At 60.5% G+C, this 18434-nt stretch carries 17 protein-coding genes and 1 pseudogene; 8 read left to right on the top strand and 10 right to left on the bottom strand.

Annotation, left to right across the window (positions count from 1 at the left end; genetic code table 11):
- Positions 1-49: 49 nt before the first annotated feature.
- Both A3AY_RS0129800 and A3AY_RS0129795 read right to left on the bottom strand, forming a co-directional pair.
- Positions 50-652: a TetR/AcrR family transcriptional regulator gene (locus A3AY_RS0129800; RefSeq protein ID WP_018329330.1), complete on the bottom strand. Its 603-nt coding sequence runs from the start codon at positions 650-652 to the stop codon at positions 50-52.
- A 212-nt stretch (positions 653-864) separates the two neighbouring features.
- A complete protein-coding gene (locus A3AY_RS0129795; protein ID WP_018329329.1) occupies positions 865-1095 on the bottom strand; it encodes a hypothetical protein in 231 nt (76 codons plus the stop codon).
- A 458-nt stretch (positions 1096-1553) separates the two neighbouring features.
- On the opposite strand from A3AY_RS0129795, the gene A3AY_RS0129790 reads away from it, so the two are divergent.
- Both A3AY_RS0129790 and A3AY_RS0129785 read left to right on the top strand, forming a co-directional pair.
- A complete protein-coding gene (locus A3AY_RS0129790; protein ID WP_018329328.1) occupies positions 1554-2144 on the top strand; it encodes a VOC family protein in 591 nt (196 codons plus the stop codon).
- A 45-nt stretch (positions 2145-2189) separates the two neighbouring features.
- Entirely contained in the window at positions 2190-2861 is a 672-nt protein-coding gene (locus A3AY_RS0129785; protein WP_026203970.1) for a glutathione S-transferase family protein, read from the top strand.
- A 171-nt stretch (positions 2862-3032) separates the two neighbouring features.
- Here the strand turns inward: A3AY_RS0129785 and A3AY_RS0129780 are convergent, their stop codons facing one another.
- The gene (locus A3AY_RS0129780) at positions 3033-3836 is read right to left on the bottom strand and encodes an inositol monophosphatase family protein (RefSeq protein ID WP_018329326.1); all 804 of its coding nucleotides are present in this window, start codon (positions 3834-3836) and stop codon (positions 3033-3035) included.
- A 25-nt stretch (positions 3837-3861) separates the two neighbouring features.
- Positions 3862-4761, bottom strand: a pseudogene (locus A3AY_RS36510) (ABC transporter ATP-binding protein); the annotation flags it as partial.
- Between the two features lie 501 nt (positions 4762-5262).
- Here A3AY_RS36510 and A3AY_RS0129770 point away from each other — a divergent pair.
- From A3AY_RS0129770 to A3AY_RS36505, 4 genes are all read left to right on the top strand, one after another.
- Positions 5263-5727, top strand: a complete 465-nt coding sequence (locus A3AY_RS0129770; RefSeq protein WP_018329325.1) for a low affinity iron permease family protein — start codon at positions 5263-5265, stop codon at positions 5725-5727.
- A gap of 94 nt (positions 5728-5821) precedes the next feature.
- Positions 5822-6298, top strand: coding sequence for a GreA/GreB family elongation factor (locus A3AY_RS0129765; RefSeq protein ID WP_018329324.1), 477 nt, complete (start codon positions 5822-5824; stop codon positions 6296-6298).
- Positions 6299-6314: 16 nt separating this feature from the next.
- Positions 6315-6818: a hypothetical protein gene (locus A3AY_RS0129760; RefSeq protein WP_018329323.1), complete on the top strand. Its 504-nt coding sequence runs from the start codon at positions 6315-6317 to the stop codon at positions 6816-6818.
- Positions 6819-6942: 124 nt separating this feature from the next.
- Positions 6943-7680, top strand: coding sequence for a DUF2161 domain-containing phosphodiesterase (locus A3AY_RS36505; protein WP_083926065.1), 738 nt, complete (start codon positions 6943-6945; stop codon positions 7678-7680).
- Between the two features lie 62 nt (positions 7681-7742).
- Here A3AY_RS36505 and A3AY_RS0129750 read toward each other — a convergent pair whose 3' ends face one another.
- Positions 7743-8168, bottom strand: coding sequence for a MerR family DNA-binding protein (locus A3AY_RS0129750; RefSeq protein ID WP_210163039.1), 426 nt, complete (start codon positions 8166-8168; stop codon positions 7743-7745).
- A 58-nt stretch (positions 8169-8226) separates the two neighbouring features.
- Here A3AY_RS0129750 and A3AY_RS0129745 point away from each other — a divergent pair, with 58 nt between their 5' ends.
- On the top strand, positions 8227-9021 hold the full coding sequence (locus tag A3AY_RS0129745) for a glutaredoxin family protein (RefSeq protein WP_018329320.1): 795 nt from the start codon (positions 8227-8229) through the stop codon (positions 9019-9021).
- 1 nt (position 9022) lies between these two features.
- Here the strand turns inward: A3AY_RS0129745 and A3AY_RS0129740 are convergent, their stop codons facing one another.
- The 3 genes from A3AY_RS0129740 to A3AY_RS0129730 all read right to left on the bottom strand — a co-directional run bounded on the left by A3AY_RS0129740 (position 9023) and on the right by A3AY_RS0129730 (position 13023).
- Positions 9023-10687 (bottom strand): ABC transporter permease, encoded by a 1665-nt coding sequence (locus A3AY_RS0129740; RefSeq protein WP_018329319.1) that lies wholly within the window; start codon positions 10685-10687, stop codon positions 9023-9025.
- Positions 10688-10752: 65 nt separating this feature from the next.
- Entirely contained in the window at positions 10753-11769 is a 1017-nt protein-coding gene (locus A3AY_RS0129735; RefSeq protein ID WP_026203969.1) for a Fe(3+) ABC transporter substrate-binding protein, read from the bottom strand.
- Between the two features lie 102 nt (positions 11770-11871).
- A complete protein-coding gene (locus tag A3AY_RS0129730) occupies positions 11872-13023 on the bottom strand; it encodes an ABC transporter ATP-binding protein (RefSeq protein ID WP_018329317.1) in 1152 nt (383 codons plus the stop codon).
- Positions 13024-13076: 53 nt separating this feature from the next.
- Between A3AY_RS0129730 and A3AY_RS0129725 the strand changes: the two genes are divergently transcribed.
- Positions 13077-15731, top strand: a complete 2655-nt coding sequence (locus A3AY_RS0129725) for an AMP-binding protein (protein WP_018329316.1) — start codon at positions 13077-13079, stop codon at positions 15729-15731.
- Here A3AY_RS0129725 and A3AY_RS0129720 read toward each other — a convergent pair.
- Together A3AY_RS0129720 and A3AY_RS0129715 are read right to left on the bottom strand one after the other, a co-directional pair.
- Positions 15685-16899, bottom strand: coding sequence for an MFS transporter (locus A3AY_RS0129720; protein WP_018329315.1), 1215 nt, complete (start codon positions 16897-16899; stop codon positions 15685-15687). The two genes, A3AY_RS0129725 and A3AY_RS0129720, sit on opposite strands and share 47 nt — an antisense overlap.
- A 75-nt stretch (positions 16900-16974) precedes the next feature.
- Positions 16975-18423, bottom strand: a complete 1449-nt coding sequence (locus A3AY_RS0129715; protein WP_018329314.1) for a M81 family metallopeptidase — start codon at positions 18421-18423, stop codon at positions 16975-16977.
- Positions 18424-18434: the final 11 nt, after the last annotated feature.

Below are 18434 nucleotides of genomic sequence, written 5' to 3'. Positions count from 1 at the left end.
TCGTATTCCTAAAAACAAACAATTTGAAACGGCGCCGCTGGGCTTCCGTTCATCGCAACGCCTTAATGACAAATTCGACGAGTTCATCGGGCATTGCCCGGTTCTGCTTGGCGAGACATTGCGCCACCATTTGCGGATGGCACAGATTGAGCGTTGCCGCCCCGAAACAGCGGGACGCGACGGCAGCATCCTGCTCGGCAAATTCACCGGCTTGGATACCCTGCCGGATGATTTTCTCGACCAGTTCATGCATGCGGTCGATATGCTTGTCGATGACATGCCAGTCGCGCTCCATTGCGACGACGACCATTTCATGCACCTTTTCCTCATCAAGCATCGTCGCCAGAACAAGCTGATGCTGCGTATGGAGAAACTTGCGCAGGCGGTCGGCGGCGCTGATCGGCAGCAGCGAAATCTCAAGGGCCTGCTGGTAGCTGCCCGCGAGCATGCGTCCGCACACGGCCTGATGGATTTCTGTTTTGGAAGCAAAAAAACGGTAGATGTTGGCCGGCGACATGCCGAGATCACGCGCGACATCGGCGACGGTTGTCTTGGAATAGCCGTAGTGTCGGAAAAGCCGCTCCGCGGCATCAAGGATCCGGGAGATATTTTCCTGTCTCGTGGCTTCAACAGTCTCTGTCACATCATCCATCTAGATAAGCTTTCTACGACTGACGAATTTTGATTTTCGTCAGTCGTAAATCGCCAGCCCGATCAAGTCAATGGCAAAACAGTTTCAATTTCGAGGGGATCCGGCTATCGAGGTCAAGCGCGCGGTCGGGTGAGAACTCGTCGGCGCTTGAACGATGCTGTCACCGACCCAGACAGAAGGGCGGGATGGGCCAATTCTCGATATGCGAGAAATTATTCCGGCACGCCATGCGCCGGACCTTCTTCCTTGACCTCACGCGGCGTCGGTGTGGGGATGGCACCGTGATCCGGATCCCTTACATCCTGCCCCTTCGAACCGTCCGCACCCGTCGGAAGCTCCCGGTCACGGCTCTCGCGCAAGGCATCTCGCAGACGGCTCGCTTCATCAATGAGCGCCGTGAGTTCCTCCTCGGAGAAGTCGGAAAGGTCAAAGGTCTTGCTCATAGGAGTCTCCTGCATGGTTGGTTTCCTCCCGGCTAAACGCGCAACTCCGTGAAACGACCCAATGGCGGGAGAAAATTTTCGCGAAGCCGAACGGCCTGCTCCGTATTCCGCTACTATCAACCAGCCCTCAGAGTTTCGCCGCCAGCATCGTTTTCCCGCGGCTGTCGCGTACCGCTTTCAATCTCGCCCACGCGGGAAATTCGCATCGCGGGACACTGCCAAATGCGTTCGCCTGCAGGACGCGTCAGTTGACCATCGTTCTTGTTGCCGTGGTTCTTCGATTACAAACATTTAAGTATTTATAACGGCTTAGTGAACACCTGGCGTAACATGTCCTTTTTGCGTCGCGACCTTCTAGTTGTATCGACCGAGATTGGTGCCGTGGGGCACATTGCCGCGCAGCGATTACAAGTCCAAACTGGTCGACTGGTCGCAAGCCGCAACATGAGGAGGAGACGATGAGGAAACTTCAATCACAGGGCGTGCACCACATAACGATCGTCGGCGCGGACCGTCAAACGTCGATCGATTTCTGGGAAGGTATCCTCGGCATGCCCTTTGTCTTTGAGCAGCCCAATCTCGACAAAGCCACCGAGAGCCATCTCTATTTCGATCCAGGCGATGGCCGGCTGATCACGATCTTCACGGACGAGAGCCGCAAGCCCGATCCGAAACGCACCTCGACCGATATCGGCTGTGTCCACCATCTCGCCTTTGCCGTTTCTCAGGCCACTTTCCGGCAGGCGGTCGAGCGCCTTAACGAGCGCGGTATCAATCATTCGGGTCCGAAGGATCGCGGTTTCATGGATTCGATCTATTTCGAAGACCCGCTCGGCCTCTTGATCGAACTGGCGTCTTACCGTTTCGAACCGCCGTTCGGCTGCAGTCACGGCGACGTCATGCTCGAGGCCCACAGGATCAGAGTGGCTCGCGGCGACTACAACATCGCCGAAATCCACCTTGCCGATGCGATCGAGACCTTGACCGCGCGCAATCGCGGCAGTCTGTCTTCGGACCGCGGTCCGAAGAACGCATATCCCCGCAGCTGAAAGACCGAAGCGCGCTTCAACCACAAGCAGTCAATGGAGGAAACGATGAAGCTTTATATGCATCCCGTGTCGCAGACCAGCCGGCCGATCCGCCTGCTCATCGCTGAGAAGGGCCTGAATGTCGAAGAAGAAGTTGTCGACTTGATGACGGGCGCCCATCACCAGGAGCCATTCATTTCAGTCAATCCGAGCCGGCAGGTGCCGGTCTTCGAGGACGGTGACCTCAGGATGACCGAGTGCTCGGCAATCCTGAAATACCTCGCCGATAAATACGGCATGCCGGAGTACCCGAAGGATCTGAAAAAGCGTGCGCGCGTCAACGAGATCATGGACTGGTTCAATACCGGCTTCTATCGCGACTGGGCCTACAATATGGTCTATCCGCAAATCTTTCCGCATCACAAGAGGCCAAGCGAGGATGGCCAGAAGGTCGCTGTCGAATGGGGGCGCGACAGGGCCGGATTCTGGCTGCAGGTGCTTAACGACCACTATCTCGGCAATGGCAACGCATTCCTGACCGGCGATGATATCACCATCGCCGACTATCTCGGCGCTGGTTTTGTGGCATGCGGCGAACTCATCCGTTACGATCTCTCACGCTTTCCCAATGTCCAGGCTTGGCTGGAGCGAATGAAGGCACTCCCCCATTGGGACGAAGTCAGCAGCGTGATCACCGGATTTGGCAGTTCGATGAGAGATCAGGACTTCGTTGCCTGATCCATCGTTGGCTGGACGTTGCTGGTTGACGAATGGGCGGAACCCTGCGCAGTGCTACCCGCACTCCAAAGATGCCAGATTTCTGAACCGCCAGAGATCGCGTTTTCTGTTGCCTTTGAGGAGGGCGCAGCCAGCCAGGCATGCTTGCCGCATTCATCAAACCGATGCGATTCACGCTGTTAGACCCGCAATTTTTGCGAGATCCTCGCGGGCACCCGGTCCTGCAGCAAGCACGGGTGCGCCCTTGGTGAGACGCCCCCCGTCAGTGGGGAACGGGTGGTACCATCCGCCCGCTTCCTTGACGAGGCAATAGCCGGCAAGGCAATCCCAAGCATGCATGTAGGGCTCGTAGTAGCCAACCAACCGGCCCGCAGCGACATAGGCGAGCATCAACGCGCCGGATCCGTTGCGAATGAAGTTGCCGCCGGCTTCCAGCAGGTTCTCGACTGTTTTAGCGACGACCGCCGGGGCGACGTAGTTGTTGGCGCCGATGCCGGTTACTCCATTCCTGATCGTTCGGCTCTGATCGAGGCTGAGCGGCTTGCCGTTCAAGGTGGCGCCGTTTCCTTTGGCGGCGGCATAGAGCTCGTCGTGGCACGGCGAAAAGATGACCCCGACAACCGGTTCACCACCGCGCAGCACGGCGATCGACACACACCAGTTCGGCATGCCGTTGACGAAAGGACTGGTGCCGTCGATCGGATCAACCACCCAGGTATAGCCGGAATGCCCTTCGACAAGGCCATATTCCTCACCGAGGAAACCGTCCGCCGCATGAAGGTCCGCGACACGGGCGCGGATCAGGTTCTCCACTTCGCGATCTGCGATGGAGACCACGTCCTGCGGGTCACGCTTCGTCTCCACGACGAGCGTGTCGCGCGTGTTGAAATAGCCGAGCGCAACGGCGCCAGCTTCCTTGGCTATAGTGCGAGCCAGCGCGAAACGTGCGTCGATCCCGGATGTCTGCGGTGTCATGTAACTGGTCCTTCTACAATCCGGTTCAGCCGTTAATAATGGCGATGCCACGTCCCTTGAAGCCGACGGCAACCTCGGTTGCCGGGGTCAAGGGGCGCTCACCCGCCGGATCAACGACGAACAGTTTACCGTTGCTCGTTTCTACTTCGTATTCGACGTGCGCGCCATGGTAGGCCGAATGAAGAATTCGGCCGGGAAAGGCACCGGTCGGCGGTTCGAGCGTGATGGCGTTAGGGCGGACGGCAAGTTTAGTGGGGGCCGGTCTTGCATCGCGATTTGGAACGCGATGTTCAAAGGCGCCCATGCGGATTGCTGCATCCTGGCCTTCCACGGAGATGACCTCACACGGAACCACATTTGCCTCGCCCATGAAATCCGCGATGAAGGCTGATGCCGGCGCCTCATAGAGGTCACGCGGGCTGCCTTGTTGCGCGATGTCGCCGTCCTTCATGATGACGATGCGATCCGAAACAGTGAGCGCCCCCTGATCGTGGGTGACATAAACAGCCGTGAAACCGAGGCGCTGCTGCAGTTCGCGGATTTCGGTGCGAACCTGGCGGCGCAGGCGCGCATCCCGATTGGACAGCGGCTCGTCCAACAGCAGCACCTGCGGCTCCAGCACGAGAGTCCGCGCAACCGCCACGCGCTGCTGCTGACCGCCGGAAAGCTCGGCCGGAAGCCTGCCACCCATCCCCGAAACGGCCGACGAGCTTCAATCTCTCTTCCGCCCGCTCGCGCGCATCCTTCTTCCTCATCCCCGAAGATTCGAGCCCGTAGGCTACGTTGTCGAGCGAGTTCATATGCGGAAACAGCGCGTAGGACTGGAAACCATCGATACGTCGCGCTCGTTGGCCGGCAGCATGGTGACATCCTTGCCGCCGATCAGGATCCTGCCTGATGTCGGATGCTCGAGGCCGGCAAGCAACCAGCCGTCGACGCGGGCCCAGCCGTTCGGGACGCTGGCGGTGATTTCGCCGATAGAATTATTGCCTGTGACGGCATTTTGGCTTGGTGGCGAGATTTTCGATTCATTCGACAAGAAAGCAACCGGCTTAAGGCAGTCCTGCCGTCTTCTACCTTGAAGTGCCTGAGAGAAAGTGAGGAGCTATTGGGGGTCGTCACTCCAACCGGTGGGTTCGGAAGTACGACTTGCGATGGATAACATGGCTTATCAACTATGAGGATCGCCCATAGACCGCATACTCCCAGATCGGCATGGATGAACGACGCCAGATCGCCCGCCTACGAATGGCGCGCACGAAAGCGGGAGCGACCGAGCACCGGGCGATGACAATCATCAACTGCCGGGGGGCAGACAGCGCAGCTCGCCACGCTCCGGAAGCTATTCGAGAAATGGGCGGCAACGACCGGAACTTCCGCCGCGCCGGGGAATTTCTGACATGCCTATTTGCCAGGGAGGAGTCCTATGTCCCAAAAGCCCAGCTTCTTTTCCAGGTTTTCCGGGAGCGTTGCAGAATTGACCGGCAAGCCGGCGACGTTTGTGATTGCCGTCGCCGGCATCGTTGTCTGGGCCGCAACCGGGCCCTTTTTCGGCTTTTCAGAGACGTGGCAACTTGTTGTCAACACGGGAACGACGATCATCACCTTTCTGATGGTCTTCGTGCTCCAGAATTCGCAGAACCGCGACGGCAGGGCGGTCCAGGCAAAACTTGACGAATTGATCCTTACCAGCGACGCGGAAAACCGCTTCATGGGCATTGAACATCTCGATGAGAAGGAATTGAAGCGGTTGACGCTGCTGCTGAGAGAAGCGGCCGACAGCGAGCCGGATCACGCGCTTGCCGGGAAAGTCGATCACATCATCCGCGATCGGCGCACCAAGCTGAAAAAGAGGATACAACCAGCAGAAGAGCGACCGGCGGACGGCTGAGATTGTCCGCCCGGATTTTTGGCATGGTCGTCATTTCCAACCTCCCAAGTGAACTGCAGAGCATTATATACGTTTCTAGAGGAGGAGAAAAACCATGAGCCGAGCATTTACCCGAGAGGTCGACGACGCGCCTCCCCCGCCTATTCTGGAGCGAGCGATCAGCTCGGCCCGCAATCTCGTGACGCCGAACGGAGCGCGCCAGATCGAGCAGGCGATGGAAACGCTGGACCGACAGATCGAAGCATCTGGCGATAGCGAGGCACTGGCCGCCCTCAGGCGTGAACTGCGGTACTGGCATGCGCGTCACGCCAGGATGGAAATCGTCGAACCACCGGAAGCTCCCACCATCGTCACATTTGGAACCCATGTGACGATCAAACGCGGTGGCGAGCCCAAACACCTCCACATCGTTGGCGAGGATGAGGCCGATCCGGCGGTTGGAACGATCGCCTGGACCTCGCCTCTGGCGCGGGCGCTGGAAGGCGCACGCCCGGGTGATGTCGTCGAGTTCCAAGCGGGCGGACGGGAGGAAGAAATCCTCGTCCTGTCGGTAAAAGGTGCCTCGCAATAGGACCGAAGGGTGCGACATGCGCGTCGAGACCATTCTGTTCGGGGCAAGCGACTGGGTGCCGAACAACCCCGAATTACCGGTGGTGCTTTACCGTCAGGCAATTGCAGACGGTACCGATCTCGCCACGGCATTTGAAGAGCGTTTTGCTCAAAACGGTTGGGAGGATTGCTGGCGCAACGGCGTTTTTTCCTACCAGCATTACCACACCGGCGCCCATGAGGTGCTGGGCATCGCCCGTGGCGAGGCCCGGCTTTTGATCGGTGGAACCGGCGGCCGCCAAATCGACGTTTCGGCCAGCGACTGCATCGTCCTGCCGGCGGGAACGGGACATTGCCGGACCAGCGCCAGTCCGGATTTTCTGGTTGTCGGTGCTTACCCGCCGAACCAGACGGCGGATATCAGGACGGAGGCAGCCGGCACGATGGATTTGCAGACCATCCGCGCGGTACCCTTGCCGCGGGCTGACCCGATCGAAGGCAACCCAGGTATTCTGACCCGCGCATGGCACATAGACGGATGAACCGCCAGTGGCCGCCACGTACCTAGCATCGGGCTCTTCCGGTTAGATACAAAATTGCACGCTTTTGTTGATCTCCTCGGCGAAACGCGCCAAGACCGTGGCGCAGAACAATCGAGGACATGATTTGGAGACCACGCTCTATCTGCCGATCAAGCGCTTCCTTGAGGCCGCCGGCTACAGCGTCAAGGGCGAAATCGCCGGCTGTGACATCGTGGGGCTTAGCGTCGACGAACCGCCGGTCGTCGTCATTTGCGAATTGAAGCTCAGCTTCAATCTCGAGCTCATCCTGCAGGCTGTCGACAGGGCATCGGCCAGCGACGAAGTGTGGATTGCGGCCCGAGTTTCAGCCAGGGGAAAGGGCCGTGAAAGCGACCGCCGCTACCGCGACCTCTGCCGCCGGCTGGGCTTCGGCATGCTTGGCGTCGCCGATAATGGCACAGTCGATGTGATCGTCAGCCCGATTGCCCTGATGCCCCGCAAGAATTTTCGCAAGCGCTCGCGCCTCGTGGACGAGCACAAGCGCCGGAAGGGGGATCCTGCTGTCGGCGGGAGCACCAGAGCGCCGATCATGACCGCCTATCGCCAGCAAGCGCTCGCCTGCGCCGCTGCCCTGCGCGATGGGCCGCTGCGCCCGAGGGACCTGAAGACCGTTGTGCCGACGGCAGCGAACATCTTGCGGGGCAATGTCTATGGCTGGTTCGAGCGTCTCGACCGCGGCATTTACGGACTTACCGCAGCGGGTGGCGACGCGCTGCTGCGCTGGCCGATTTTGCCGGCTAAGGGGAATGTCGAGGCCGTGACAGAGCCGGTTGCCGTCGAAGGCTGTGGGCGCGACGTCGACATCATCCGAGACGCCGGCTGAGCCGATCGGGCGTGCATCGCGTTCAGGTCCCGCCATCCCAGTCGTCGATTGATCTCAACCGATCATTCCCGATCGAAGGCGGTGATGATGGGGCACGGGCCACCTGAGCTGGAACCACAGGCATGGGCGAGCCGGCGGAGTGAGTCGCGCGCCGCCTGCAGTTCGGTGATCTTGGCGTCGAGAGCCGCGATGCGCTCGGCGGCAAGCGTGCGGGCGCGCTGCCGATCTTCACCGGCATCCAGGTGCAGCAATTCACCTATCTGATCCAGCGTGAAACCGGCAGATTGGGCTGAGCGAATGAAACGAAGGCGGCGGATGTCTTCTTCCCCGTAACGCCGAACACCGCCGACGAGGCCCACACCACCTGTCCGTTCCGGTGTATCGAGCAGGCGCCGCCGCTGGTAGTAGCGTACCGTCTCGACGCCGACGCCGCCTTCGCGAGCGAGCGCCGCAATTGTCATGTTCTTCATCGCTTGACTCCGTACCATGGTACGGACCTTATACTCCCAGCAATCGATCAAACCAAACGAAATGAAAGATTGCACCATGCTTGACCGCGTACCCAAACAGGCCACGCTCTACCGGATGGTCATGGACAAACATATCTGCCCCTACGGGCTGAAGGCCAAGGATCTCCTGCAGCGCGAAGGCTATACAGTCGATGACCGGTGGCTGACCTCGCGCGAGGAGACCGACGCTTTCAAGGCCGAGCACGACGTCAAGACGACGCCGCAAGCCTTCATCAATGGCGCACGCGTCGGCGGCTATGACGATCTGCGCCGCCATTTTGGCAAGGCTGTCCATGACCCGAAGGCCGTTACCTATCGCCCCGTCATCGCCGTATTTGCTGCCACGGCGCTGATGGCGCTCGCCACAAGCTATGCCGCCTATGGCAACATCGTCACGGTGCGTGCGGCCGAGTGGTTCATCGCGTTCACCATGGCGGTGCTCGCCCTATTGAAGCTGCAGAACGTCGAGGGTTTCTCGACGATGTTCCTGAACTACGACCTGCTGGCCAGGCGCTGGGTCCGCTACAGCTATATCTATCCCTTTGCGGAACTCGGGGCGGGCATCCTGATGGTTACCGGCACGCTCAACTGGATCTCGATTCCGGTGGCGCTGTTCATCGGCACGATCGGAGCCATCTCGGTGTTCAAGGCGGTCTATGTCGACAGGCGGGAACTCAAATGCGCCTGTGTCGGGGGCGACAGCAACGTGCCGCTCGGCTTTGTCTCCCTGACGGAGAACCTGATGATGGTGGCCATGGCGATCTGGATGCTCGCGGCAATCCTGTCCGGCAATGGCGCCGAACACGTCATGCCGCCAGCGGGCGCTATTTGAACTAGGCCCGGCTGGAGACACGGCCCATTCTCGACAGCAGGATAACAGGCAGGATGCCGATGGCGACGATGGCGAGAGCGGCGATGGATGCCTCTTCATAGGTGCCCCTCGCCGCCTCGCCGTAGAGATGCGTCGCAAAGGTCTCGACGTTCAGCGGGCGCAGCAGCAGGGTTGCGGGAAGCTCCTTGACACAGTCCACGAAGACCAACAGTCCGGCGGCAGTAATCGCAGCCTTGGACAGCGGCAGATGGACATATCGGAAGGTGCCCACTTTCGACTGGCCCAAGGTGCGCGCGGCATGATCAAACGAGAGGGGGATACGTGAAAGGCCCGCCTCTATACCGCCAGCCGAAATCGCAAGAAATCGCACCGTATAGGCGTAGAGCAGCGCTGCACTCGATCCCATGGTCAGCAACCCGGTCGAGATGCCGAACCAGGCGATCGCCGTGTGGTCGACGAACCGATCGAACGTTCCAAGCACGATCAGGATGCCGATTGCCACGACCGTACCGGGGGCGGCATAGCCGAGCGTCGAGAGCCGGTGAAACCAGAATGTTAGGAGGCCGGGGCGCAAGCGCCCGGCATAGGCAACCAGCAGGCCGAAGACAACCGTCATGGCAGTCGCAGCGGCTGCCAGGCCGATGGTGTTGGCGGCCTCAAAGAGGAACCGCGACGAAAACCCGGCAAATTCCACCCTTTTCCAGGCCGCGACGACGAGATAGGCCGCCGGCGCGGCAAAACCGACAAGGATCGGCAGAAGCCCTGCGATGAACAGAAGCAGACCAGTCGCCGAAGAAACACGGCGGGGTTCGAAGGCCCGATTGCGCTGCGCGCTCGACGCGTAGCGCTGCTTTCCCCTGCCCCATCTTTCCCACGCCACCAGGGCCACGACCATCGCAAGCAATGCCAGGGCAATCTGTGCCGCCCCCGGCAGATCAGACCGGGTGACCCAGGTGGTGTAGATGGAGACGGTCAGTGTCCTGACGCCGAGAAACTCGGAGGCGCCGATATCGTTGAGCGTTTCCATCAGCGCTAGACTGACCCCGACGGCAACCGCGGGCCGCGCCAGAGGCAGGGCGACACGCCAGAAGATCGCGCGGCGGGAAACGCCGAGCGTTCTTGCAGCCTCGATCAGATTGGCGGACTGCGTCAGGAACATCGCCCGCACGGGGATGTAGACGTAAGGATAGAGGACAAAACCAAGAAGCACGATGCAGCCGGTCATCGAGCGCAGATCCGGCAGGCGAAACTCCCTCGGGCTGGAATAGCCGAGCAGCCACCGCACCGCCCCCTGCACCGGCCCTATTGGATGGAGGATGTCGAGATAGGCATAAGCGATAATATAGGTTGGCACTGCCAAAGGAAGAAGCAGCGCCCATTCGAGCACCCGGCGGCCCTGAAACGTATAGGCCGTGACAAGCCAGGCCGTCGTCGTTCCGATAATGGCAGCGATCAGACCGACTCCGGACAAAAGGATGATCGTATCCATCAGCGCGACGGGCAGGACAGTTGAGACAAGATGCGACCACAGTCCCGCCGATCCCTGTACCGCCTGCAGCAACAACGCCAGGAACGGCAGCATGACGAAACAGGCGACGGCGCCCGTGCAGACCAGCCATCTGGATCCGGTCGAGCGCCGGTGCCGGCTTCGTGCGGCGCTGGTCATCAAGGGCAATCCAATTCATCGGCGACAAGAAGGCGCCCGCACACACCGCCGGCGCCTTCCTGTTTTTAGTTGTCGAAGCCGACCTTGTCGACCAGTTCGCTTGCCTGCTTACGATGGCTGACGATTTCCGTCAAAGGCTTCGGATCGATCTTCAGTTCACCGAAAGATGCGATGATCGGGTCTGTCGCGGCACCCGGCTTCACCGGATACTCGAAATTTGCTTGCGCGTAGATCTTCTGGGCTTCGTCGGAGACGAGGTACTCCAAGAGCTTTACGGCTTCCGCCTTGTTCGGCGCATGTTTTGCGACCGCAGCGCCACTGACGTTGACCTGCGTTCCGCCATCCTTGAAGGTCGGCAGGATGACCTTGATGGCGTTGCCCCAGGCTGCCTGCTCCTCACCGCCCTTGCCCGAGCGCATTAGGCCGACATAATAGGAGTTGGCAATGGCGATATCGCAAATCCCTCCGGCAATGTCCTTGGCGCCGTCGCGGTCGCCGCCGGCTGCCTTGCGCGCCAGGTTGTCCTTGATGCCGGCGAGCCATTTCTCCGTCGCTTCGGCGCCGTAATGGGCGATGTAGTCGGCAAAGAGCGCGGTGTTGTACGGATGCTGGCCGGAGCGAATGCAAATCTTGCCCTTCCATTTCGGATCGGCCAGATCCTCGTAGTTGAGGGCTGCGAGATCGAGGTCCTTGGCCGCATAAACGACGCGGGCGCGCATGGAGAGGGCAAACCAGTTGCCCTTCGCATCGCGCAGTTGTTCCGGGATAGACTGCGTCAAAACAGCAGACTCGACCGGCTGGGTGACGCCCTTTTCGACGAGATCGACGAGATTGCCGGCATCGACGGTCATCAGGATATCGGCCGGCGAGCTTTCGCCTTCGGCTGCGACGCGCTCGACCAGTCCGTCCTTGAGAAAGACCGTGTTGACTTTGGTGCCAGTGGCCGCGGTAAAGGCATCGAGGAGCGGCTGGACCAGACCCGGCTCGCGCGTGGTGTAGATATTAAGCTCCGCCGCCGACACAGCGCTCGCGCCGAGCAGCAAGGTCGCCGAAAGCAGTGCAGATTTCGCGATGATCGACATGGTCATTTATCCTCCAGTGAATTGCGCCACGCTGTCGAGCATTAATGGAGACGCAAGGTCAAGTTTAGCAAGAGCGGTTTACCGTAAAGACCGCTTGAGCACTCAGGCTGCGGGAAATGCCAGGCAACTCTCCGGCGAGACGACCAGGCCGACAAGGTCCGTCCCGGCTTCCAGGCGCAACATTGTCTTCACCAGCAACGGCTGTTCCAAGCCGTCCACCTTGACGGCAAGCTGCTCGACGTCGCCGAGGAAAACCCGGCTCTGCACGTGCCCACGGAATTGTCCGCCTCCGCGCGACACCGAGATTCCCTGTGGGCGGATATAGAGCGTGGCGGGGCTGCCTTCGCCGAGTTCCAGCCTCTGGGCAAACCGGCCGATAGCCGTTTCGACATGCCCCTCACGGAAGACGCCCGGAACCTTGTTGAAGGCGCAGAAGAACTCGGCGGCATAAGGATTCACGGGTCGGTCATGCAGGTCGTAGCCCGACCCGGTCTGGACGATCCCGCCAGACCGCATCAGGACAATGCGGTCGCCTGCCGAAAGCGCTTCCTCGGGATCATGGGTGACCATGATCACCGTCGTTCCGAGGCGTCGCAGAAGCGAAAGCGTTTCATCACGAACCCGATCGCGCAGGCCGCGGTCCAGGTTGGAAAACGGCTCGTCCATCAGCAGGATATCCGGTTGGGGCGCGAGCGCGCGAGCGAGCGCGGCGCGCTGCTGTTCGCCGCCCGACAGCATATGCGGATATCTGGCTTTCAGATGCTCTATGCCGATATGGTCGAGAATTTCGTTGGCCCGGTACGCCGCAGCCTTTTTCGGTCGGCCCCTGAGGCCGAACAGGATGTTCTGCTCGACCGTCAGATGAGGGAACAGAGCGTAGTCCTGGAAAACAAACCCGATCTTGCGGTCCTCCGGCTCCACGAAAATCGAAGGACCCGAAACTTCGTCACCGTTCAGCAGGATGCGGCCGGCATCGATCGTATCGACACCGGCGATCATTCTCAGCAATGTCGATTTTCCGCAGCCGGAACGGCCAACGAGACAGATGATCTCGCCGGCGCCGATCGTCAGCGACACGCCGTCCAGAGCGACGGTCTTTCCAAACCTGCGGCTTACATTGCGAAGTTCGAGAGCCGGATCTTCTGCTGCCGGAATCAATTTCTTCTCCGTCTTTCGGTTCCATGCGCCAAAGTCATCGAAACTTCCGAGAACACCTATGCGCCCGCCGATAACTTGACAATAGCATTCATGCATTTCATAGGGGAGCAAATCCGACTTCCTTCAATCTTTCCATACCGATTGCTCACATGGCACCGCTCTTCACGTCCGCGCTGGCAAATTGGGGCGATGCGCCGGCACTGCTTTTCCCAGACCGCGAGCCGATCACCTATCGGGAGCTGGCCGACCGCGTCAGCCGCAAATCCGCAACATTTGGTGCGGGGAAGATGCTGGTTGCTGTGGAAGCGTCGCATTCCGAGCATGCCATCATCGGCTATCTCGGAGCGCTTCAGGCGGGCCACGCCGTCGTCATGGTCCCGCCGGCGGATCACGCGCAAAGCGCGATCATCGACGAGGCCTTTGCGCCCGACATCAACTTGCGCCAGAGACGCGGGCGCTGGGAGATGTCCCGCCGCGGCTGCGATGAGGCCGGCGTAGAGCCCCATTGCGATCTGGCGCTTCTGCTCATGACATCCGGCAGTACGGGTCGCGCCAAGGCGGTAAGACTGTCAAGCCATAACCTTGACGCGAATGCGGCGTCGATTGCGCAGTATCTCGGTTTGACACCATCAGACCGCAGCTGCATGGTGCTGCCCCTGCATTACTGCTACGGGCTCTCCGTGCTGCATTCGCATCTTGCCGTCGGCGCGAGCCTGTATTTCCCAAAGATCCCGATTTCGGACCCGCAGTTCTGCGAGCGGCTGGAACGTGCCGGATGCACAAATTTTTCGGGCGTGCCCTATTCCTACGAGCTTCTGGAAAGCATCGATTTTCGCAACAAGCGGCCCGCATCCCTGCGGTTCATGACGGTTGCCGGCGGTCGGCTTTCGCCCGATATCATACGACCCTACAATCGCCTGATGCGCGAAAACGGCGGTGCATTCTTCGCAATGTACGGCCAGACGGAAGCCACGGCCCGGCTGGCCTATGTGCCGCCGGATCAGCTTGAGGGCAACGAGGATCGGATCGGCGTCGCGATTCCCGGCGGTACGCTGACCCTGGAAGACGAGAAAGGGCAGCCGATTCTGTTGCCGGGGCGGCCCGGTGAACTCGTCTATCGCGGCCCGAATGTCATGATGGGATATGCAAGCTCGCGCCGGGAACTCACCCGCGGCCACGATCTCGATTGCCTGAAAACGGGCGATCTCGCCGAACTGGACGACCAGCAGCTCTTTCGCATCTGCGGGCGTCTGAAGCGTATTTCGAAGATCGCGGGTCTCAGGATCAGTCATGATGCGATGGAACAGGCGCTCGAGAAACATGGCATTCACGCGGCCGTCATCGGCGACGACAAGGTAATCCATGCCTATTGCGCCGGTCCTGCCGATGAGCTTGAGGCAAAGCGCATTCTGGCAACGGCAAGCGGGCTCACCCTGTTGCAGGTCGGCGCCACGGCGCGGGCGAAGCTGCCCCGCCTTTCATCCGGCAAGATCGACTATGTGCGGCTTACGGCACAATTTTCCGCGAGCACGGAGAACGACGACCGTAAAGAGACCGTCCAGGGCGTCTTTGCCCAGCTGTTTTACCCGGCCCGGGTTGGTCCGGGGGACAGTTTTCTGTCGCTGGGAGGAGATTCGCTGCGCTTTGTCCAGCTCTCGATCGCGTTGGAGCGCATCCTCGGTGAAGCGCCGGTGAATTGGGAAAAGCTTTCCATTTCGGACCTGGCCGACAGAGTCAAGCGGTCTGAAACAGCGCCCACGCTGGAGACCAGTCTTCTCATCCGGGCGCTCGCCATCCTCTTCGTCGTCGTGCAGCATGAGACGCTGTGGCCGATTCCGGGCGGTTCCGCCGCGATGGTCCTGCTTGTCGGCTTCGGACTTGCCCGCTTTCAATGGCGGGCCGTTGCGGAGTTCGATATCATTCGCCTTCTGCGCTCTGCACTTCCAATCGTGATCCCCTACTATCTTATCGTCGCAGGCTACGCGGTCGCCTGGGGTGAGGTGCCGTGGGCGTCGGTGGTGATGGCCGGAAATCTCGGCTTTGCCGATCCCGAGCGACACAGCATGCTTCCTTACCTCTATTGGTTCGTCGAAGCCTATTGCCAGATGCTCTTGCTGTTCGCCGGCTTTTTTGCTCTTCCGCCCGTTCGAAAAGTGGCAGCATGGTCACCGTTCTCGGCGGGACTGGTGCTGCTGGGCGTGGCGCTGCTTGCCCGCCTGATCATCCCCGACCTCTGGCAAATCGGAAACCGACAGATTTTCACATTGCCGTGGATGCTCTATCTCGCCGCGATCGGCCTTCTGGCGGCTTTCGCGGATACGACCTCCAAGCGGCTGTTTCTGATGGCGATTGGCGTGGTCGTCTTCAGCTTCGCGTTCTACGAAAGCGTCTGGATCGGCACCCGGGTCAAATATTTCCTGCAAATCCCTGTCTTGGCCCTCCTCTTGTTCTTGCCGCGGCTACCTGTTCCGCGAGCGCTGAAAGCGTTCGTCCTGCCGGTTTCTGCCGCGAGTTTTCACATCTACCTCCTCCACCGTTTCATGCCGGAACTGCTTCTCCTTCCGCTTTCCGGAAAAATCTCCGCTCCGGCATTTTCGATACTCGCCATTGTCGGGGGCGTGGCCTTGGGGGTCATTGCATGGTGGGCCCAGAAACAAGTCCTGTCGTACCTCTCCAAACACCGGGATCTCTCCTTCGGGCTCACCACCATCGTCCTTCGCCGGCACTGGCTCGCTGCAGTCGATTTAGCCAAACGGATCAGCGTGCCGAGCGCCGCGCCGTATGGCGGCCGTCAAGATAGATGAGCAGCGCAAAGCCCAGCATGCCGGCACAGGCACCGAGCTCCGATGTACCGGAATAGTCGCTGAAACGGGTTCCGAGCGCAAACAGTATCGCGCTCAGCCCGCCGCTCAGGAACAGGTTGACCGAAATCAGCGAACTGCCGAGACCGGGGCGATCGGCGATCAGGTCCTGAATATAGGTGATCGGGATGCTGATCAGTGCGGCAGCGGCGAAAGCGCTGAGCGGCGTCAGGGCATAGACGTGCCAGGGTGCTGAGGAAAAGCCGAGCAGCGTCAGGTACACGGCATAGAGCGCCGTGCCGGCGGCAAGCGCCGTTACTGGATGCAGGTGAAGCTGGATGCGCGCCCAGACGAAAATGAACACAACCTCGAGAAAGGCGATTATCCCGACGATGGCGCCGATATCCGTAACCTTGCCGCCCGCGGCGCCGGTGATGATCAGCGGCTGGACCGCCGCATTGACATGCAGTGTCGACGTGATCAGGGAAACTGCCATCAGCCGCGCGAACACCTTGGGCGAAAGGACCTCGGCAAAGGAGGCGATGAAGGAATGGCGGCGGTCGATCGGCGGCGGGGTGCCCTTGCCCGCCGGCAGTTTGAAATAAACCAAAGCCAGATTGGCGACGCAGCCGAGGCAGGCAAGCAGATAGGCGGGCATCATGCTGCCGCTGCCCGTCAGGACGAGCGCGACAAGTCCCGGAACCAGAACCCAGGCGACGGAAATCGCCGCACGAACACCGGAATTGATCGCCGCCGCATCCCGTCCGCCACCGGCGTTTGCAACCGCACGGACATTGGCAAACAGCAGCGAGTTCATGGCGTTGTAGACCGGCAAGATGATCAGCGTGCACACCACGAAGCTCGCTGCCATCGGTACGGCATAAATGAGACCGTAGCCGACAATGCCGAACGTCATGACGGTCATCAGCAGGATCCGATAGTTGCCGATCCTGTCGGCGAGCACGCCGACCCAGAGGCTTGCAACGACGTTGACGGCGGCGGCCGTGAAAATCAGGATCGAATAGAAGCCGTCGCTCAGACCCAGCTCCGCGATGCCGATGACGGACTGATATGGCGACGTCGCCGCGCCGGTGAAGCCGAACAGGAAAATGGCGATCATGCTCAACCGAACCACCGGGTGGCGGAACGCGATCGACAGCGTGGAGGTCATGATGAAGACACCGGGAGAGAGATCTATGGTCGCGCAGGAAATGGCGGGTTTCGCAGATGGAATTGCTCGAAGTGTTCAGCCTTTGGGACCCATAAGCCAGCGCGCTGAAATCCTGGCCTGTGGCGTGAATGCAAAATCCCGGTCGAAGGGAAAGACCGGCCTTGTCCTGCGGTTGCTCGCAAGATTGGCGATGTCCTGATTGACGACGCCATCGGTCAACGCCATCAGGTTCGGATTGGCAATCGGCGCGAGTTCCGGCGACAGGTAACCCGATTTAACGACCAGCAGCCGCACGGTGTTGGGATCCAGCCCAAGCCGGCGGAAGTCCGCAATATTGTGATAGGGGCGCCGGCGCGCAGCGAGCACGATCTCGATACCGCCGACACGCACGACGGCCTGGCGCTCTGCCGGGGTGCCAGGATCGTCAAGATGCAGGACGGTTGCCGTGACATCGGCGGGAACGCTGGCCGGATCGAGACTTCCGCCGATGCGAAGGGCGATTGGGCCTCCCTCACCGGCCGCAAAGCAGGCTTCGACGGCGGGCCGATCGGTGATGCCTGCAATGAGCGCTCCCTGCCAGTTGTGCGCAAGCAGCGCACGCAGCACGTCAGCCCGGTCGCCGACGCCGCCGCCCGTCGGATTGTCGCCGGAATCGGCAAGAATGACTGGCGCGGTATTCGCCGCCGCCCCAATCTGAAGCATTTCTTCCAACGGCCCCGTCTGCTGGCCGAAACCGAAGCTCTGCCGCGCATTCCAGTATCGGAGGGCTATTTCCTTGGCTGCCTTCAGCGCACCGGCTTTGTCCACGCCGGTGACGACTGCACACGCTGTTGCCCGCGGCTCGTCAGCCCAGACATAGCCGATCATCAGATTGGCATCGAGGATACCCGGCCTGGCATCGAAACCGGGAAGCTCGCAATAGATCGATTTCGCCGGCTCATCCTCCGTTGAGGTGCATTCGCCCGGCAGCAGGACGGGCACTTTTGCCCAGGCGACGCCTGGACGACGGCCGGTCCGCAGCGTCTCGACCAGCATCGACCAGGCGCGCACCATCGTCTCGCGCACATCGATGTGCGGCGCGGTGCGATAGGCGGCGAAGATGTCGATCTGGTCGATGATCCTCTCGCTGACATTGCCGTGCAGGTCATAGCTCGCAGCGACCGGGCAATCCGGACCGACGACCGCGCGTGCGGCAGAGATCCAGTCGCCCTCGGCATCGTCCATACCCTCGACATTGATCGCGCCGTGCATCGCGAGATAGAGACCGTCGATCGGCAAGACCGCTTGCAACCTTGCAAGAAACTCGGCCTTGAAAATTTCATAAGCGTCGCGCGACACCGGGCCGCCCGGCACGGCGCGCGCGTGTAGCAGGGGCACGTGCTTGATACCGTCCGCATGCAGGAAACTGAAATAGTCGGCGCCCAGCAGATCTGCATCGCGCAACACGCGAAAATCCTCGACGGTCATCAGGACCGGCGAATAGGTGCTGCATTCGGTATGGATGCCGCCGACGGCGATGCGCATGGCTTCCCTCA

Source organism: Rhizobium giardinii bv. giardinii H152 (genome assembly GCF_000379605.1).
GTDB lineage: Bacteria > Pseudomonadota > Alphaproteobacteria > Rhizobiales > Rhizobiaceae > Pararhizobium > Pararhizobium giardinii.
Note: the sequence above shows the minus strand (reverse complement) of the source record. Positions and strands in the feature narration are given on the sequence as shown.

Bases quoted from the DNA above. Each gene is read 5' to 3' on its own strand.
- A3AY_RS0129765 (WP_018329324.1), top strand. From the start codon at position 5,822: ATGAGCCGAGCATTTACCCGAGAGGTCGACGACGCGCCTCCCCCGCCT.
- A3AY_RS0129750 (WP_210163039.1), bottom strand. From the start codon at position 8,168: ATGGTACGGAGTCAAGCGATGAAGAACATGACAATTGCGGCGCTCGCT.
- A3AY_RS0129795 (WP_018329329.1), bottom strand. From the start codon at position 1,095: ATGAGCAAGACCTTTGACCTTTCCGACTTCTCCGAGGAGGAACTCACG.
- A3AY_RS0129780 (WP_018329326.1), bottom strand. From the start codon at position 3,836: ATGACACCGCAGACATCCGGGATCGACGCACGTTTCGCGCTGGCTCGC.
- A3AY_RS0129720 (WP_018329315.1), bottom strand. From the start codon at position 16,899: ATGACCTCCACGCTGTCGATCGCGTTCCGCCACCCGGTGGTTCGGTTG.
- A3AY_RS0129785 (WP_026203970.1), top strand. From the start codon at position 2,190: ATGAAGCTTTATATGCATCCCGTGTCGCAGACCAGCCGGCCGATCCGC.
- A3AY_RS0129725 (WP_018329316.1), top strand. From the start codon at position 13,077: ATGGCACCGCTCTTCACGTCCGCGCTGGCAAATTGGGGCGATGCGCCG.
- A3AY_RS0129770 (WP_018329325.1), top strand. From the start codon at position 5,263: ATGTCCCAAAAGCCCAGCTTCTTTTCCAGGTTTTCCGGGAGCGTTGCA.
- A3AY_RS0129715 (WP_018329314.1), bottom strand. From the start codon at position 18,423: ATGCGCATCGCCGTCGGCGGCATCCATACCGAATGCAGCACCTATTCG.
- A3AY_RS0129800 (WP_018329330.1), bottom strand. From the start codon at position 652: ATGGATGATGTGACAGAGACTGTTGAAGCCACGAGACAGGAAAATATC.
- A3AY_RS0129745 (WP_018329320.1), top strand. From the start codon at position 8,227: ATGCTTGACCGCGTACCCAAACAGGCCACGCTCTACCGGATGGTCATG.
- A3AY_RS0129735 (WP_026203969.1), bottom strand. From the start codon at position 11,769: ATGTCGATCATCGCGAAATCTGCACTGCTTTCGGCGACCTTGCTGCTC.
- A3AY_RS0129740 (WP_018329319.1), bottom strand. From the start codon at position 10,687: ATGACCAGCGCCGCACGAAGCCGGCACCGGCGCTCGACCGGATCCAGA.
- A3AY_RS0129790 (WP_018329328.1), top strand. From the start codon at position 1,554: ATGAGGAAACTTCAATCACAGGGCGTGCACCACATAACGATCGTCGGC.
- A3AY_RS0129760 (WP_018329323.1), top strand. From the start codon at position 6,315: ATGCGCGTCGAGACCATTCTGTTCGGGGCAAGCGACTGGGTGCCGAAC.
- A3AY_RS0129730 (WP_018329317.1), bottom strand. From the start codon at position 13,023: ATGCATGAATGCTATTGTCAAGTTATCGGCGGGCGCATAGGTGTTCTC.